This is a genomic window from Scandinavium sp. (assembly GCF_032012665.1).
Lineage (GTDB): Bacteria > Pseudomonadota > Gammaproteobacteria > Enterobacterales > Enterobacteriaceae > Scandinavium.
This window is the reverse complement of the sequence record NZ_DALZVG010000018.1, coordinates 1-17122: the sequence shown is the minus strand read 5'-3', so window position 1 is coordinate 17122 and position 17122 is coordinate 1. Positions and strand designations below refer to the sequence as shown.

12 protein-coding genes are annotated in these 17122 nt (G+C 55.4%); 5 read left to right on the top strand and 7 right to left on the bottom strand.

Annotation, left to right across the window (positions count from 1 at the left end; genetic code table 11):
- Nucleotides 1–46 precede the first annotated feature (46 nt).
- The 5 genes from serS to lrp all read right to left on the bottom strand — a co-directional run bounded on the left by serS (nt 47) and on the right by lrp (nt 7986).
- Entirely contained in the window at nt 47–1339 is a 1293-nt protein-coding gene (gene serS, locus RTU33_RS14650; protein ID WP_312628301.1) for a serine--tRNA ligase, read from the bottom strand.
- 92 nt (nt 1340–1431) lie between these two features.
- Entirely contained in the window at nt 1432–2775 is a 1344-nt protein-coding gene (gene rarA, locus RTU33_RS14645) for a replication-associated recombination protein RarA (protein ID WP_312628300.1), read from the bottom strand.
- Between the two features lie 9 nt (nt 2776–2784).
- On the bottom strand, nt 2785–3396 hold the full coding sequence (gene lolA / locus RTU33_RS14640) for an outer membrane lipoprotein chaperone LolA (protein WP_312628299.1): 612 nt from the start codon (nt 3394–3396) through the stop codon (nt 2785–2787).
- A gap of 129 nt (nt 3397–3525) precedes the next feature.
- Nucleotides 3526–7371 (bottom strand): DNA translocase FtsK 4TM domain-containing protein, encoded by a 3846-nt coding sequence (locus RTU33_RS14635; RefSeq protein ID WP_312628298.1) that lies wholly within the window; start codon nt 7369–7371, stop codon nt 3526–3528.
- 120 nt (nt 7372–7491) lie between these two features.
- The gene (lrp, locus tag RTU33_RS14630) at nt 7492–7986 is read right to left on the bottom strand and encodes a leucine-responsive transcriptional regulator Lrp (RefSeq protein ID WP_002439523.1); all 495 of its coding nucleotides are present in this window, start codon (nt 7984–7986) and stop codon (nt 7492–7494) included.
- 548 nt (nt 7987–8534) lie between these two features.
- Here lrp and trxB point away from each other — a divergent pair.
- The 5 genes from trxB (at nt 8535) to infA (ending at nt 14346) form a co-directional block, all read left to right on the top strand.
- Nucleotides 8535–9503 (top strand): thioredoxin-disulfide reductase, encoded by a 969-nt coding sequence (gene trxB, locus RTU33_RS14625; protein ID WP_312628295.1) that lies wholly within the window; start codon nt 8535–8537, stop codon nt 9501–9503.
- Between the two features lie 116 nt (nt 9504–9619).
- Entirely contained in the window at nt 9620–11386 is a 1767-nt protein-coding gene (gene cydD / locus RTU33_RS14620) for a heme ABC transporter permease/ATP-binding protein CydD (RefSeq protein ID WP_312628293.1), read from the top strand.
- On the top strand, nt 11387–13108 hold the full coding sequence (gene cydC / locus RTU33_RS14615; protein WP_312628292.1) for a heme ABC transporter ATP-binding protein/permease CydC: 1722 nt from the start codon (nt 11387–11389) through the stop codon (nt 13106–13108).
- Between the two features lie 39 nt (nt 13109–13147).
- Nucleotides 13148–13852, top strand: a complete 705-nt coding sequence (gene aat, locus RTU33_RS14610) for a leucyl/phenylalanyl-tRNA--protein transferase (protein WP_312628291.1) — start codon at nt 13148–13150, stop codon at nt 13850–13852.
- A 275-nt stretch (nt 13853–14127) separates the two neighbouring features.
- On the top strand, nt 14128–14346 hold the full coding sequence (gene infA / locus RTU33_RS14605) for a translation initiation factor IF-1 (RefSeq protein WP_001040187.1): 219 nt from the start codon (nt 14128–14130) through the stop codon (nt 14344–14346).
- Between the two features lie 64 nt (nt 14347–14410).
- On the opposite strand, the gene RTU33_RS14600 is transcribed toward infA, so the two are convergent.
- Both RTU33_RS14600 and RTU33_RS14595 read right to left on the bottom strand, forming a co-directional pair.
- The gene (locus RTU33_RS14600; protein WP_312628290.1) at nt 14411–15571 is read right to left on the bottom strand and encodes a low temperature requirement protein A; all 1161 of its coding nucleotides are present in this window, start codon (nt 15569–15571) and stop codon (nt 14411–14413) included.
- A gap of 647 nt (nt 15572–16218) precedes the next feature.
- A partial coding sequence (locus RTU33_RS14595) for an AAA family ATPase (RefSeq protein WP_312628289.1) occupies nt 16219–17122 on the bottom strand: 904 nt, incomplete at its 5' end.

Here is a 17122-nt window from a genome sequence, read left to right as displayed (position 1 = left end):
CACAAAAAAAGCGCCCTCAGGCGCTTTTTCATCAGAAATGTCGGACTCAGCCGATAAACTCAAGACCGTTCATATAAGGACGCAACACTTCTGGCACCGCAATACGACCATCTGCCTGCTGATAGTTTTCCAGCACGGCAACCAGCGTACGACCCACAGCCAGGCCAGAACCATTCAGCGTATGCACCAGACGGGTTTTCTTGTCTGCTTTACTGCGGCAACGAGCCTGCATGCGGCGCGCCTGGAAATCCCAGCAGTTAGAAATGGAGGAGATCTCACGATAGGTGTCCTGCGCCGGCAACCAGACTTCGAGGTCGTAGGTTTTGCGCGCACCGAAGCCGATATCGCCGCTACACAGCAGAACTTTACGGTAAGGCAGACCCAGCAGCTGCAGCACTTTTTCCGCGTGACCGGTCATCTCTTCCAGCGCATCCATCGACTCTTCCGGGCGAACGATCTGCACCATCTCAACCTTATCGAACTGGTGCATACGGATCAGGCCGCGTGTATCACGCCCGTAGGAACCCGCTTCGGAGCGGAAGCACGGCGTGTGCGCGGTCATTTTGATCGGCAGGCTGTCTTCGTCGATGATTTCGTCGCGTACCAGGTTGGTCAGCGGGACTTCGGCGGTCGGGATCAGAGCATAGTTGCTGCTGTCGGCTTCTTCTTCCAGCGGGCGGGTGTGGAACAGATCGCCGCCAAACTTAGGCAGCTGGCCTGTACCGTACAGCGTGTCCTGGTTCACCAGGTACGGCACATAGTTTTCCATGTAACCGTGCTGCTCGGTGTGCAGATCCAGCATGAACTGGCTCAGGGCACGATGCATACGCGCGATTTGCCCCTGCATCACCACAAAGCGGGAACCGGTCAGCTTAACGGCGGCAGCAAAATCGAGGCCCTTCGCCATTTCACCCAGCGTCACGTGATCGCGAACTTCAAAATCGAACTTACGCGGCTCGCCCCAGCGGCTGACCTCCACGTTTTCGCTGTCGTCTTTGCCCAGCGGAACGCAGTCATCAGGAATGTTTGGCAGGGTCAGTGCGATATCACGAATTTCTGCGAGCAGCGTTTCCAGCTCAGCCTTCGCGGCATCCAGATCTTCACCCAGCTTGTTCACTTCCAGGCGTAATGGCTCGATGTCTTCCCCGCGCGCTTTTGCCTGGCCGATGGATTTCGATCGCGAATTGCGCTCTGCCTGCAGATTTTCGGTGTTTACCTGCAGAACTTTACGACGCTCTTCAAGAGCGCGCAGCTTATCTACATCCAGCTTAAAGCCCCGGCGTGCCAGTTTTTCTGCGACTGCGTCTGGCTCGGTACGCAGCAGATTGGGATCGAGCATGCTTATCCTGTGCTTATCGAATTAAAATGAGGAAAAAGACCGCAGCCTGCGGTCTTTAGGGATACAGCGATAACCTTACCGCAACGCCCTGTTTAGCGGTAGCGTTTTATGGGGCTATTTTGATCCTGTTCGGCAAGCCAGGCGAGCTTTTCACCAATCTTGCCTTCCAGGCCGCGCGATGTGGGATGGTAATAGCGCGTTGGCGACATTTCCGGCGGGAAATAGGCTTCTCCCGCCGCGTAGGCATTAGGCTCATCGTGGGCATAGCGATACTCCTGCCCGTAGCCCATCTCTTTCATCAGTTTTGTTGGTGCGTTGCGCAGGTGCACCGGCACGTCATAGTCCGGACGTTCACGGGCATCCGCCATCGCCGCTTTGAACGCGGTATAAACGGCGTTACTCTTCGGCGCACAGGCAAGATAAACAATAGCCTGCGCTATGGCACGTTCACCTTCCGCAGGCCCGACGCGGGTAAAACAGTCCCAGGCAGAAATAGCGACCTGCATTGCGCGCGGATCGGCATTGCCGACATCTTCAGAGGCTATCGCCAGGCAACGGCGAGCGACATAAAGCGGATCGCCTCCGGCGGTGATGATACGCGCATACCAGTAGAGTGCGGCATCCGGCGCGCTGCCGCGAACGGACTTGTGGAAGGCGGAGATTAAATCGTAGAAACGGTCGCCTTTGTTATCGAAACGGGCACTGCGCTCGCCGGCAATTTCGGTCAGCAGTTCTGGCTTTAAAACTCGCTTGCTGGAAGCATCAAGCTCCGCCATATCCGCCATCATTTCCAGCGTGTTCAGAGCCCGGCGTGCATCGCCGTTGACCAGTTCGGCGATTGCCTTGCGTGTCTCGTCCGGCAGAACGATATCCTGACCGCCGTAGCCACGGGCGCTGTCCGTCATTGCCTGAGTCAGCACCTGCTCAATATCCTCAACGGTGAGCGATTTCAGCAGGTAAACACGCGCCCGGGACAACAGCGCTGAATTGAGTTCGAATGAGGGGTTTTCCGTTGTCGCGCCGATGAAAAAGATGGTGCCGTCTTCGATGTGCGGCAGAAATGCGTCCTGCTGGCTTTTGTTAAAGCGATGGACCTCATCGACAAACAGGATCGTACGTCGCCCAGCATTGCGGTTTTGTCGGGCGCGTTCAATGGCTTCACGAATTTCCTTCACGCCGGACGTGACGGCAGAGATGCGCTCCACGTCGGCGTTGGCATAGCGGGCAATCACTTCCGCCAGCGTCGTTTTTCCGGTTCCCGGCGGCCCCCACAGAATCATCGAATGCAGGTGTCCTGCTTCAATGGCCCGCGGCAGCGGCTTACCGGTAGCCAGCAGGTGTTGCTGACCAATGTACTGCGCTAAATTTTCTGGCCGCATGCGGGCGGCCAGAGGTTGAAACGCATTATCGGAAAAATCGAGCGACAGATTGCTCACGCACGCCTCTTATTTACGCTGATCGTCTACCGTAACGCCTTTCGGTGGCGTAAAGGTGAATTTAGACGCATCCACCGCGCCGTTCTGCTGGGACTTCAGCTGGTAGCTGCTACGCTGATCGTCCTGTTCGATGGCGCTGAATTGATGGATGGTGCCGTCACGGCTGACGTTAATGGTGAACTCTTTCAGGTTTCCGTTGCTGCCTTTTGGCGTCAGAACGAAGTCGTCACCGCTCTGCTTAATGTTGTACTGCTGCCAGTCGCTGGACTGGTTGCGGGCAATCAGCATAAACGGCGTGTTGCTGGTCGCATCTTTCAGCCAGGTAGCAGTAGCCTGCTCAACAAACGGATTGTAGAACCAGAGCGTTTTCCCATCGGACACCAGAATGCTTTCGTCCGGCTGCGTCATGTGCCAGTTAAACAAGTTTGGACGCTTAACCGACAAATCGCCCTGCCCGTCCTGAACTGCATTCCCGCTGCCGTCGGTCACTTTCTGCGTGAAGCTCGCATGGAAGCTGCTGACCTTATCCAGACGGCTTTTCAAATCGCCTGCGGCATCAGCCCAAACCTGACTTGCTACGACGCTGGTCAGTAAGGCACAGGTGATGGCAAATTTTTTCATCTTCATTCCTTAAATGCGTCACTCCCGACGCGGGAGTCTCTTTGTCCACACTGTAGGCTCAGCACCTGCGGTGTGGACAGGAGAAAATACTTAAATTTTGGCTATTTACGCAACTTTTCAAACGAACAATCAATCGAATGGCGGCGGGGCAAGCACTTCACGGTTGCCGTTATGACCCGCTTCGCTGACGATCCCCTGAGCTTCCATCTGTTCGATGATACGCGCCGCGCGGTTATAACCAATGCGGAACTGACGCTGAACGCCCGAGATGGAGGCTTTGCGTTTTTCCGTTACGAAATTGACCGCCTGGTCGAATAACGGATCCAGCTCTTCACCGTTATCCAGGCCCGCTGCTCCGCCTTCGCTTTCGCTGTCAGAGGTAATACCGTCTACGTACTGCGGACGACCGCGCGCTTTCCAGTCCTGAACCACTGCGTGTACTTCCTGATCGCGAACGAACGCGCCGTGAACACGGGTTGGCGCCGCGCTGGAGTTTGGTCCGGCATAAAGCATATCGCCCATACCCAGCAGGGATTCCGCGCCGCCCTGATCGAGAATGGTACGGGAGTCAATTTTGCTGGATACGGTAAACGCGATGCGGGTCGGGATGTTCGCCTTGATCAAGCCGGTGATGACATCCACTGATGGACGCTGGGTCGCCAGCACAAGGTGGATCCCCGCCGCACGTGCTTTCTGCGCCAGACGAGCAATCAGCTCTTCCACTTTTTTGCCCACGGTCATCATCAGGTCGGCAAATTCATCCACCAGCACCACAATGTACGGCAGTTTTTCAAGCGTCGGATGTTCTGTTGCCATGCTGTCGCCTGGCTTCCAGTACGGATCCGGAATCGGGCGGCCCATCTGTGCAGCCTGCGCGATTTTTTCGTTGTATCCGGCCAGGTTACGTACGCCAAGGGCTGACATCAGCTTATAGCGACGCTCCATTTCATTGACGCTCCAGCGCAGCGCGTTGGCGGCATCCTTCATGTCCGTGACCACTTCCGTCAACAGGTGCGGAATGCCTTCATAGACCGACAGCTCCAGCATTTTCGGGTCAATCATGATGAAGCGAACGTCATCCGGCGTCGCCTTGTACAGCATGCTGAGGATCATGGCGTTCACACCCACCGATTTCCCGGAACCAGTGGTACCGGCAACCAGCAGGTGAGGCATTTTCGCAAGGTCGGCAATCACCGGATCGCCAGCAATATCTTTGCCCAGCACCACGGTCAACGGCGACGGACTTTCACGGAACTTGGCGCAGTCGAGCACTTCACGCAGGTAGACGGTCTGTCGTTTCTTGTTCGGCAACTCCAGGCCTACATACGGTTTGCCAGGAATAACTTCCACAACGCGCACCGCTACGGTCGACAATGAACGGGCCAAATCGCGTGACAGGTTAGAAATACGCGCCGCTTTCACACCGGGTGCCAGATTCAGTTCGAAACGGGTGATGACCGGGCCAGGTGAATAGTTCACCACGTCCGCTTTGATGCGGAAGTCAGCCAGACGGGTCTCAACCAGACGCGCAGTTTGCTCAAGGGCAAACGTATCAACCGGCTCAACTTCGCTCGGCGGCTGGGTCAGAAGATCCAGTGACGGCAGCGGCGTGGTCGGTTTTTGCAGCGGCCGATCATCGCCGTTGCGCATCAGCAGCGGGTGAATCAGGCTTTCCTGCGGCTGCGGCTCAGGTTGCGGAGCTGGCTGCTGATAAGCCTGAGGCTGCTGTGGCTGGTGCGCCTGTTGTTGCTGAGGCTGATAGCTCTGCGGAGCCTGTTCCGGCATTACCCCCGGCGTAAACAGCGGCGCTTTCGGCGTATCATCAACCAGCGCCTTCATAGGTGAAAAATCGTAATCCGCAGGGGAGAAGGGATTCGCGCCCTGCGGCTGTTCACCGGCATAACGCTGCTGCTGAGTTGCAGCAAACTGGCGCGCCAGTTCCGCCTCTGCCACAGAGTCTTCATCTTCCGGCGACTCATCATAGCTGTTGTCGTCGTACTGCTCGCCATAGCGTTGCTGCTGGGTTGCAGCAAACTGGCGCGCCAGTTCATCCTGGTGCAGCTCATCCGCTTCTTCATCGCCCATCGGCTCATCGGAATAGTGCTGCTGGCGTTCCTGTTCACGAGCACGTTCTTCGGCCATACGCTGAGAAGGCAACTTAATGCCAAACGAAGCGGAGGCCAACTCACGGCGCGTCGGCACCCGTACACGGTTCGGACGCGGCAGCTGTGGGCCAATGCCCTCTTTCACCTGCACGCGAGGAGAATCCGCCGGGCTGAACAGCTGAGTCGCTGAAGCGGCGGCGGCGATAGTGGTTGCCGCCCCGGTAGCCTGATGAACGCTTGCCGCTACTGGCGCAACGGCGGCCAGAGGATCAGCCGCAGGTGCGGAAGGTGCTGGAATGGACGATGCGGGCATAGTTGGCATGACCGTCGCGGGTTCCGGCGTTGGCTGATACCACGCGGCAAGCTGCTCGCGTTCGCGCGCGCGCTTCTCTTCCACTTCTTCAAAATAGTAAAGCGGTGGACGCTGAGGCTTGATTTCCGCTTCCGGTTCCACATTCTGAACAGGTGGCATTTCTGCCGCTGGCTGCGCCATTGGCTCTGGCACAGGCTGATACTGCGGTTGGGCGTTGTATTGCGTTTCCGGTGAATACTGCGGCTCAGGCTGCCACGCTGATTCCGGCGGGACATACGCCTGCTCTGGCTCCGGCCACAGTTCCTCAATAGTGGGCTGCTGGCGGAATGCTTCAGGCTGCACATACTCTGGTTTGGCAACCGGTGCCTGCGGCGGCCAGTTGTCCGGAGAAGGCGCAATCACCGGTTCAGGCATATGCGGCGCTGGCACGGGCTGCCACTCAACTTGAGGAGGGACCATTTCAGCGGCCGATACTACCGGCGCAGTCATTGCTGGTGCGGCAGGTTCTGCCCAGGCTTGAGTCGTGGCGGTTGCTGCCGCAACGGCAGCTAAAGGCTCGTTAACAGCATGTCCGTTCATTAATGGATCTTGTTCATCCCACGCCTGCGGACGTGCTGCGCTGTTCCCGGAGAACAGCACATCATCAGCGTTTGGCTGATGAAGCGCGCTGCTGCCGGAGAATAAAACATCATCGGCGTCGGCCGCCTGGCCGCGTGCGCTGTACTGAATATCTTCTTCAGACTCATCCATCCGCTTACCGGAAAACAGCGCCTCATCCGTTTTGCGGCCCATCGGATTGCTGAATTTGTCGGCAATACGCTGACGGCGCGCCAGGGCTCCGCGCAGAATTCGGGCACGACGCCCCTCATTACGCGGGGCCTCTGCATGATCGTCTTCTTCGTCTTCGTACTCTTCGTCGTCCACCCAGGTATCATCCCGGCGCGTGCGATTACTGGCGAAGGTAAGGATGTTCAGGATCCAGTTGCCAATTTTCTCAGCAATGCTGACCCAGGACCAGCCGGTAAACAGCGTCAGACCCGCCGCCCAGATACACAGCAGCGCCAGCGTTCCGCCGCTGCTGTGCAGCATCGGTTGCAGCGCAGTGCTGAGTAAGCTGCCAATGACGCCGCCGGAAGCGAAATACCAGATATCATCGGCATTGATCGCCGCAAGCCCACAGGAGGTCAGGATAATGGCGAGGACACCAATCAACCTCAGCGCGACAGCGAAGTAGTCGACGTATTCATCCGTCGCCCGATGGCGGTAAGCAAACCAGCAGCCGCCAATGATGATTACCGGCAACGTATAGGCCATTACGCCGAAAATGAAAAACAGCGTATCCGCGAGCCACGCCCCTGGCACACCACCAAGATTATGGATCGGCTCATGCCAGGCGGTCTGAGACCAGCTGGGATCGGAGGGATTAAAGCTGAGTAATGCGGCCATCAGCCAGATGGCAAAAAGGGAACAGAGAATCAGAAGCGCTTCCAGAAGACGGCGCCCGCTGCTTAATCTGTTAATGGTGACTTCTTTTTCTTCAGTGTATTCCTGGCTCAAGAAAGGCTCTCCAGGTCCTTGATGCTAAAACGGACAACAGCGCCGGGTCTCCCCGGCACTGTTGCTGTATGGATTAACAGGAGTGTAATCAACTTACGCTGATTTTGCACCTGTTCCGTGTTAGCGCGTCTTAATAACCAGACGATTACTCTGCTTCACTTCTTCCATGACCACGTAAGTACGCGTGTCATTCACGCCTGGCAGGCGCAGCAGGGTTTCACCTAACAACTTGCGGTACGCTGACATGTCCGGCACGCGGGTTTTCAACAGGTAGTCGAAATCACCGGAAACCAAGTGACACTCTTGAATTTCTTCAAGTTTTTGCACAGCGGAGTTAAATTGTTCAAACACATCCGGCGCGCCACGATTCAGAGTTATCTCAACAAAGACCAGCAGCGATGCATCCAGATAATGTGGGTTCAGCAGCGCGGTATAGCCCTGAATAAACCCTTGTCTTTCCAGCCGACGTACGCGCTCAAGGCAAGGTGTCGGAGAAAGTCCCACTCGTTTAGAAAGCTCGACGTTGGAAATTCGCCCATCCTTTTGCAATTCGTTCAAAATGTTACGATCGATGCGGTCGAGATCTTTGCCTGGGCGCTTCTTGCTATCTACCATTATTATTGTCTCTCTGTATTCCTTCCCTACTCCCGTCTGGACCCTGTGCACTTCACTGTTCAGAGCCTGTGCCCATCGCCTGCGTGGAAAATCTGTTACCAGATGCACGCATAACCCAAGGGTACGTATTGAGAAGCCGTTGCCTGTCGGCAGCCACCGTTATCTCGTATGGCGTCTGTCCACGCCATGCGTCGATAATGCTGACCCGGTTAAACATGGCATTTGCGTGCATGAAAATTCACCACACGGCAAACGCTGTTTTTTCTCATTTCATTGTTTTCGCAAAAGCACAGGGGATTGTCAAAGCAAAACATCGATTTTTAGTACAACATGCCAGATATTCATTATCGCTCCGGCTTGATCCTCATGTTATCTCCTTATAATCATCCCGATAGCAGTAGAATTTGTTATCACTGACGCTGATAAAATCATCAATCGATTGACCGAATCTATTACACATATCGTTAACAAAATTTCTGCACTCTTTTATTAGTTCCGCAAATTCCCTACAATCCCGCCCATTGTCTGCCAACATTTATGGGGATCTCATGGGCACGGCCAAACACAGTAAACTGCTTATTCTTGGTTCTGGACCTGCGGGCTATACCGCCGCGGTCTATGCGGCACGCGCTAACCTGCACCCGGTGCTGATCACCGGCATGGAAAAAGGCGGTCAGCTGACCACCACTACCGAAGTGGAAAACTGGCCAGGCGACCCGAACGATCTGACCGGCCCGCTGCTGATGGAACGCATGCATGAACACGCGACGAAGTTTGAAACTGAAATTCTGTTCGACCACATCAATAAAGTCGATTTGCAGAACCGTCCTTTCCGTTTAATCGGCGACAGCGGCGAATACACCTGTGATGCGCTGATTATCGCTACTGGCGCATCTGCCCGTTATCTCGGTCTGCCTTCAGAGGAAGCCTTTAAAGGCCGCGGCGTTTCCGCATGCGCCACCTGTGATGGTTTCTTCTATCGCAACCAGAAGGTCGCGGTCATCGGTGGCGGGAATACGGCCGTTGAAGAAGCACTCTATCTGGCGAATATTGCCTCTGAAGTCCACCTGATTCACCGCCGCGATACCTTCCGCGCAGAAAAAATCCTTATTAAGCGCCTGATGGATAAAGTGGAAAATGGCAACATCGTTCTGCATACCCACCGCACGCTCGAAGAAGTGACCGGCGATCAGATGGGCGTCAGCGGCCTGCGTCTGCGTGACACGCTGAACAACGACAATATTGAGTCTCTGGACGTGGCGGGCCTGTTTGTGGCTATCGGCCACAGCCCAAACACCGGCATCTTCGACGGTCAGCTGGAACTGGAAAACGGCTACATCAAGGTGCAGTCCGGTATCCACGGCAATGCAACCCAGACCAGCATCCCTGGCGTCTTTGCCGCAGGCGACGTCATGGACCATATTTACCGCCAGGCGATCACCTCCGCGGGCACGGGCTGTATGGCAGCCCTGGACGCTGAGCGTTATCTCGACGGTCTGGCCGATCAGGCCAAATAATCTTTACAAGTCAGTAACAAAGGTAAATAAGGCGACGATAAGTCGCCTTTCTTTTATCCTCGTTGTAACATTGGCGCGCCTGATAATTTCCTATAAGACACCTGCTAAGCACGCCAATGAATAAAACCCGTCAACAAGAGCTTACCCGCTGGTTAAAACAGCAAAGCGTCCTTTCCCGCCGCTGGCTGATGCTTTCGCGTCTGCTTGGCGTGGCGAGCGGAGTGCTGATCGTCGCCCAGGCCTGGTTTATGGCCCGTATTCTGCACCATATGATTATGGAGAATATTCCCCGTGAGGCGCTGCTGTTCCCCTTCATCCTGTTGATTATGGTGTTCGTGCTACGTGCATGGGTTGTCTGGCTACGTGAGCGCGTCGGGTTTCATGCCGGGCAGCACATTCGTCTGGAGATCCGTAAAATGGTGCTCGACAGGCTTCAACAGGCAGGGCCTGCGTGGATTCAGGGTAAACCCGCTGGCAGTTGGGCGACATTGATCCTCGAACAAATTGAGGATATGCATGATTACTACGCACGCTATTTGCCGCAGATGGCGCTGGCTGCGTCTGTTCCGCTGCTGATCGTGCTGGCGATTTTTCCGATGAACTGGGCTGCCGCCCTCATTTTGTTGTGCACCGCACCGCTGATACCACTGTTCATGGCGCTGGTTGGCATGGGTGCCGCAGACGCTAACCGCCGCAACTTCCTTGCGCTGGCTCGACTGAGCGGCCACTTCCTCGATCGCCTGCGAGGAATGGATACGCTGCGTCTTTTTGGCCGTGGAGAAGCAGAAACGGACAACATTCGTCAGGCTTCTGAAAACTTCCGTCAGCGTACAATGGAAGTTCTGCGCCTCGCCTTCCTTTCTTCCGGCGTGCTGGAATTTTTCACGTCACTTTCGATCGCCGTTGTCGCCGTATACTTTGGTTTCTCCTATCTTGGCGAACTTCATTTTGGCAGCTACGGCACGCCTGTCACGCTACTGGCGGGCTTTCTGGCCCTGATTCTGGCTCCCGAGTTTTTCCAGCCGCTGCGCGACCTCGGCACTTTTTATCACGCTAAAGCGCAGGCCGTAGGCGCAGCAGATAGTCTGAAAACCTTCCTGGAAGCGCCGCTGGCCCAGCCACAGCGTGGAAGCGTTGTACCGGAGACGAACCAGAACGTGAGCCTTGAAGCGCGCGAGCTGGTGATTTTATCACCGGAAGGCAAAACGCTTGCCGGACCGCTTAATTTCCGAATGGCAGCAGGAGAGCGCATTGTGTTAGTCGGTCAGAGCGGTTCCGGAAAAAGCTCACTGCTGAATACGCTGGCCGGTTTTCTGCCGTACGAGGGTTCTCTGACCGTCAACGGTACCGAGCTAAAAGAGCTGGATCCCGACGCCTGGCGGCAGTTGCTAAGCTGGGTAGGGCAAAACCCACAGCTTCCCGCGCTGACGCTGCGCGAAAACGTGCTGCTGGCAGATCCCCAGGCCAATGAACAGTCGCTTCACCACGCGCTGGCGCGAGCCTGGGTAAACGAATTTATCGGACAGCTTCCGCAAGGGCTTGATACGCCAGTGGGCGATCAGGCCGCGCGGCTGTCCGTTGGTCAGGCACAACGTGTGGCAGTGGCCCGCGCCCTGCTCTCTCCGTGCCGGTTATTGCTGCTCGACGAGCCCGCGGCAAGCCTTGATGCGCACAGCGAACAACGCGTTATGCAGGCATTAACCGAAGCGTCGACCAATCAGACAACCGTCATGGTCACCCATCAGTTGGAAAATCTTGCCGACTGGGATGCCGTCTGGGTGATGCATCAGGGCCAGATTGTGGAACAGGGTGCATACCACGAACTTGCTGAAGCGAAGGGGCATTTCGCCAGCCTGCTCGCTCATCGCCAGGAGGAGATTTAAATGCGCGTTTTAGCCCCCTATCTGGCGTTGTACAAACGGCATAAGTGGCTGCTATCTCTGGGCATTATCCTGGCCATTGTGACGCTGCTTGCCAGTATTGGCCTGATCACGCTTTCTGGCTGGTTTCTTTCGGCCTCCGCGGCCGTGGGGTTTGCAGGAGCCTACAGCTTCAACTATATGCTGCCCGCTGCGGGCGTCCGTGGCGCCGCCATCATCCGCACCGCAGGACGCTATTTCGAGCGCCTCGTCAGCCACGACGCAACGTTTCGCGTGCTGCAGCACCTACGCGTGTTTACCTTCAGCAAGCTTCTGCCGCTCTCACCTGGCGGGCTTGCACGTTTTCGCCAGGGTGAACTACTGAATCGCGTAGTTGCGGATGTCGACACGCTCGACCACCTCTACCTGCGGGTGATTTCGCCGTTGATCAGCGCCCTGGTCGTGATTCTGGTGGTGACGTTTGGCCTCAGCTTCCTCGATGCGACTTTAGCGCTCACGCTCGGCGGCATTATGCTGCTGACGCTCGTTGCACTCCCTCCGCTGTTTTATCGCACCGGGAAGCCAACCGGGGAAAATCTGACCCGGCTGCGTGGAGAATATCGTCAGCAGCTAACATCCTGGCTGCACGGACAGGCCGAATTGACCATTTTTGGCGCCAGTACGCGCTACCGCGAGCAGATGGAGCAGACAGAAATGAACTGGCATGACGCCCAGCGCCGCCAGTCAGAACTGACCGCCCTCTCGCAGGCGCTGATGCTGCTTATCGGCGCGACGGCGGTGATTGTAATGCTGTGGATGGCAGCGGGCGGCGTAGGTGATAACATGCAGCCTGGCCCACTTATTGCGCTGTTTGTCTTCTGCGCCCTGGCCGCCTTTGAAGCTCTCGCGCCGGTAACCACCGCGTTCCAGCATCTTGGGAAAGTGATGGCCTCCGCCTCGCGTATTACCGATCTGACAAGCCAGCAGCCAGAAGTGACCTTCCCTTCTGCCGTTTCGACCTCTCCGGACCGCATCAGCCTGACGCTCTGCGACATCAGCTTTACTTACCCGCAACAGTCGCAGCCAGCCCTGGAACACGTGACGCTCCAGGTTAACGCGGGCGAACATGTGGCTATTCTGGGTCGTACCGGTTGCGGAAAATCAACGCTCCTGCAGCTGCTGACCCGCGCATGGGATCCGCAGCACGGCGAACTTTTACTGAACCAGCAGCCGCTTCCTTCTTTCGATGAGATGACGCTACGCCGCAGCATGAGCATGGTTCCGCAGCGCGTACACCTTTTCAGCGCAACGCTTCGGGACAATCTCCTGCTGGCCGCGCCCCAGGCAACAGATGAAGCGCTTGCAGACGTGCTCATGCGTACTGGCCTTGAGAAGCTGCTCGAGGATGGCGGCCTTAACAGCTGGCTTGGCGAAGGCGGCCGTCAACTGTCCGGTGGTGAGCTGCGCCGTCTGGCTATTGCCCGCGCCTTACTGCATGATGCTCCGCTGATGCTGCTCGATGAGCCTACCGAAGGGTTAGACGCCACCACAGAAGCACAAATCCTTGATTTGCTGGCGGAAGTCATGCGCGAAAAAACCGTCCTGATGGTAACCCACCGCCTGCGCGGCCTGGCCCGATTTAATCAAATAATTGTGATGGACAACGGCCAGATTATTGAGCAAGGTAATCACGCAGAATTGCTGGTCCAACAAGGGCGTTATTACCAGTTCAGACAGCGTCTGTGAGCTACTCTTTCTCTATTAACAGGCGTGGAGTTGTGAAGCATGCGGCTGGTCCAGTTGTCACGTCATACCATTACCTTTCCGTCGCCGGAAGGTGCCCTGCGCGAGCCTAATGGTTTGCTCGCGCTGGGGGGCGACCTTAGCCCGGCAAGGCTGCTGATGGCCTATCAGCGCGGCATTTTTCCCTGGTTTTCGCCAGGCGACCCTATTCTTTGGTGGTCGCCCGATCCCCGGGCTGTTCTGTGGCCGGACAGGTTTCACATCAGCCGCAGCATGAAGCGCTTCCATAAAGCATCCCCTTACAGAATCACGCTCAACCATGCCTTTAGCCAGGTGATTGCAGGCTGTGCCAGCAATCGTGACGAAGGCACCTGGATTACGCAAAGTATTGTTCAGGCCTATCACCGCCTGCATGAACTCGGCCATGCACATTCCATTGAGGTGTGGCTGGGCAATGAACTGGTGGGTGGAATGTACGGCGTGGCGCAGGGGGCGCTCTTTTGCGGTGAGTCGATGTTTAGTCGGGCGGATAACGCTTCAAAAAGTGCTCTGCTGGTGTTTACACAGTCTTTTGCTGGCGCAGGCGGCAAGCTGCTGGACTGTCAGGTGCTGAACAGCCACACCGCATCGCTTGGTGCCATTGAAATTCCTCGCCGCGATTATCTCGAATATCTGGCTCTACTGCGTGCGGAGCCACTGCCAGGCCATTTCTGGGTGCCCCGAACGCTCTTTTCACCCGCAGTGTAAATGTTTTCGGCACATTTTTTGTCAGGGTGATATAATTGTGCCGGAAGTCGTTTCTGCCTGTTGCCCCGCCATCGTTTCAGGAATCCCCCCTTATACGTTTGCGCTCGTCACACGGTGTTCGTTTGTGACAGACGGGCAATGCGCAAAAACGAGCTTATTTTATCCCGCCAGCGGCTTCGGGCCGAAAGGTGGCGGGTAAATCTTTACTTAATGGCTGAATTTCGGCATTATCTTGCCGGTTCAAAACTATGGTAGTGATACCCCTCGAGGACTAGATGGCCAAAGAAGACAATATTGAAATGCAGGGTACCGTTCTCGAAACGTTGCCAAACACTATGTTCCGCGTAGAACTGGAAAACGGTCACGTGGTAACGGCGCATATCTCCGGTAAAATGCGTAAAAACTACATCCGCATTTTGACGGGCGACAAAGTGACTGTTGAGCTGACCCCGTACGACCTGAGCAAAGGCCGCATTGTCTTCCGTAGTCGCTAATCGCTGTCAGCCCCTTTCAGGTTGCTGAATGCAGAAAGGTCGGGTTTCCCCCGACCTTTTTCATTTACGCAATTTTCTCATCTTCCGAAACGCAATAACTTTCCCATACCGCCACCGCAATCAATACAGCGGCAATTAACCCGCTAATCATCAGCCTGTCCGTTACCCCACTGACCGCCAGCAGAAGAATAAGCAGCAGCAATCCAATAGCGTGAGAGCGTGGAAAGCGTCCATGAAGCGTTTTGCGAAATAGCCCGTTTGCCGCCAGATAACCGACAGGTCCGCCGAACAGAACCAGCGCAGCCGTCATTTCGATTCGCGCATCAGGATGGGCAATGGTCAGTTCAATCCCTACTGCCGTCACAATCAGCGCACCTACCAGCAGGACGTGGATATAGTGAAACTTTGCCCCGAGTTTTCCGGGATCGTTCGTCTGGCTGATAATATGGCTGGCTTTGCCGCTGCTGGCGTCGAAGTAAATCCACCACATCGTCAGGCAGGAGGCAAATGCCACCAGGGCGCTGATAATGACCGGGGCAGACCACGGCTCAATATCGTACAACGCAGAGCCCGTCATCACGATGATTTCCCCCAGCGCCACGATGACAAACAGCTGGCAGCGTTCGGCCAGATGATGCCCTGAGATGCTCCACTCCGTCAGGCTGTCCGAGCGCCCAAGCACGGGCAGCCAGAAACCGAGCATCGGGGAGCCGTATTCGCAGAGAATTGCGATCCCCCACAACAGCATCCGCATATTCCCTTCAGCCAGCCCGCCACCCATCCAGAACAGCGCAGAAATACAGAGCCAGATGAAAATGCGCCGCAGATTCTTCGTCAATGGCAGCCCGGCTTCGGCGAACTTCATCACCGTAAACGCCCGTCCGACCTGCATCACCACATACAGCAGGGCAAAGACAAGGCCACGTCCGGCAAACGCACCAGGCAGCGCTGCAGAGTAAAACAGACCTACCAGCATCATTGCGAAAAGCATGAGCCTGAATTTGCGCGTATCCGGCTCAAACCAGTTCGTGACCCATGCGGTGTATTGCCACACCAGCCAGGTTGCAAACCATAACTCCAGCGCCTGAAGCGCCCCATTAAGCGTTAAATGATGCAGCAGATAATGGGAGATTTGCGTCACCGCAAAGACATAAATCAGATCGAAGAACAGCTCCGGAAAGGAGACTGTCGCATTGTGCTTGTCGCGTATTTGAAAGTTTGCCATATCCGCTTAATGCCTTGTGCTGAATGTAAAAAAAGTAGCAGCAAGATCACCTAAAAAATACGAAAACAGGAACGAAAAACGATCGGGTTAATCACTAAATACGGATTGACTGCCTTAACGGCAGTTAACTTATTATTTATTCAAAACCCTGCTTTATTAAGTATTAGGCCACCTGCGCGACAATGCACCCAATAACAGCACAACATTACTGCCCGTCCATTTTTAAGCTGCCTGCACGGCAGTGAACTGGAAACCACATGGCATATCCTATTGTCCTACAAAGAGAAAATCAATTTCTGGGTTAAAGACCCTTTTTTCAGATAGGTTTTTATATTTCATAAAATCAATAAGTTAAAAATAGCAAAAAATAAAAGGGTCTGAAGAGATAGCTGATGAGTGCAAAGGAAAGGTTATCGGGGGCGCTTCTTCGTTTGTCTTTAACAAGGATACGGCAAGAGTCACTCTCAATATTTGAATCCGCTAACAGCCCGCTTTTCTGCTGTCGTTTTATTCAGAAATAATACAATGAACTTCCGGAAACCGTCCGGCACAGTTTTTCACTGACGACTGTTCTCAGGTTGGAACCGCATTTTTACAGCCATAAAAAAACCGGGCCTGAGCCCGGTTTCGTCATCAAAAAGAACCGCTTAGTGCGCCGCTTCTGGCTTGCGTTTCTGCGCCGCCTGGAAGTCGTAGGTCAGCTCGTTTTTCTTCGCGTCGAGTGTCACCGTCACCTGACCGCCGTCCACCAGCGTGCCGAACAGCAACTCGTTGGCGAGCGGTTTTTTCAGGTTGTCCTGAATCACGCGCACCATCGGTCGGGCACCCATCGCACGGTCGTAGCCTTTTTCAGCCAGCCAGTCGCGGGCCTCCTGGCTCACTTCCAGCGACACGCCTTTCTGATCCAGCTGCACCTGAAGTTCGACAATAAACTTGTCGACAACCTGATGGATCACATCCGTTGACAGATGATCGAACCAGATGATGTTGTCCAGACGGTTACGGAATTCCGGCGTGAAGATCTTTTTGATCTCCTCCATCGCATCGGTGCTGTTATCCTGGTGGATCAGACCAATGGATTTACGCTCGGTTTCACGCACACCGGCGTTGGTGGTCATCACCAGCACCACGTTGCGGAAGTCCGCTTTGCGCCCGTTGTTATCGGTCAGCGTACCGTTGTCCATCACCTGCAACAGCAGGTTAAAGACGTCAGGGTGCGCCTTCTCGATTTCATCGAGCAGCAGTACCGCATGAGGATGTTTGATTACCGCATCCGTCAGCAGCCCGCCCTGGTCAAAGCCCACGTAGCCCGGAGGCGCACCAATCAGGCGACTCACGGTGTGACGTTCCATATATTCAGACATATCGAAACGCAGCAGCTCAATGCCGAGCGCCTTCGACAGCTGCACGGTGACCTCGGTTTTACCGACCCCGGTCGGACCGGCGAACAGGAAGGAACCGACAGGCTTGTGATCCTGACCGAGGCCTGCACGGCTCATCTTGATGGCTTCGGTTAACGCCTCAATGGCTTTATCCTGACCAAAGACCAGC

Bases quoted from the DNA above. Each gene is read 5' to 3' on its own strand.
- cydC (WP_312628292.1), top strand. From the start codon at position 11,387: ATGCGCGTTTTAGCCCCCTATCTGGCGTTGTACAAACGGCATAAGTGG.
- trxB (WP_312628295.1), top strand. From the start codon at position 8,535: ATGGGCACGGCCAAACACAGTAAACTGCTTATTCTTGGTTCTGGACCT.
- aat (WP_312628291.1), top strand. From the start codon at position 13,148: ATGCGGCTGGTCCAGTTGTCACGTCATACCATTACCTTTCCGTCGCCG.
- lrp (WP_002439523.1), bottom strand. From the start codon at position 7,986: ATGGTAGATAGCAAGAAGCGCCCAGGCAAAGATCTCGACCGCATCGAT.
- cydD (WP_312628293.1), top strand. From the start codon at position 9,620: ATGAATAAAACCCGTCAACAAGAGCTTACCCGCTGGTTAAAACAGCAA.
- serS (WP_312628301.1), bottom strand. From the start codon at position 1,339: ATGCTCGATCCCAATCTGCTGCGTACCGAGCCAGACGCAGTCGCAGAA.
- RTU33_RS14600 (WP_312628290.1), bottom strand. From the start codon at position 15,571: ATGGCAAACTTTCAAATACGCGACAAGCACAATGCGACAGTCTCCTTT.
- lolA (WP_312628299.1), bottom strand. From the start codon at position 3,396: ATGAAAAAATTTGCCATCACCTGTGCCTTACTGACCAGCGTCGTAGCA.
- infA (WP_001040187.1), top strand. From the start codon at position 14,128: ATGGCCAAAGAAGACAATATTGAAATGCAGGGTACCGTTCTCGAAACG.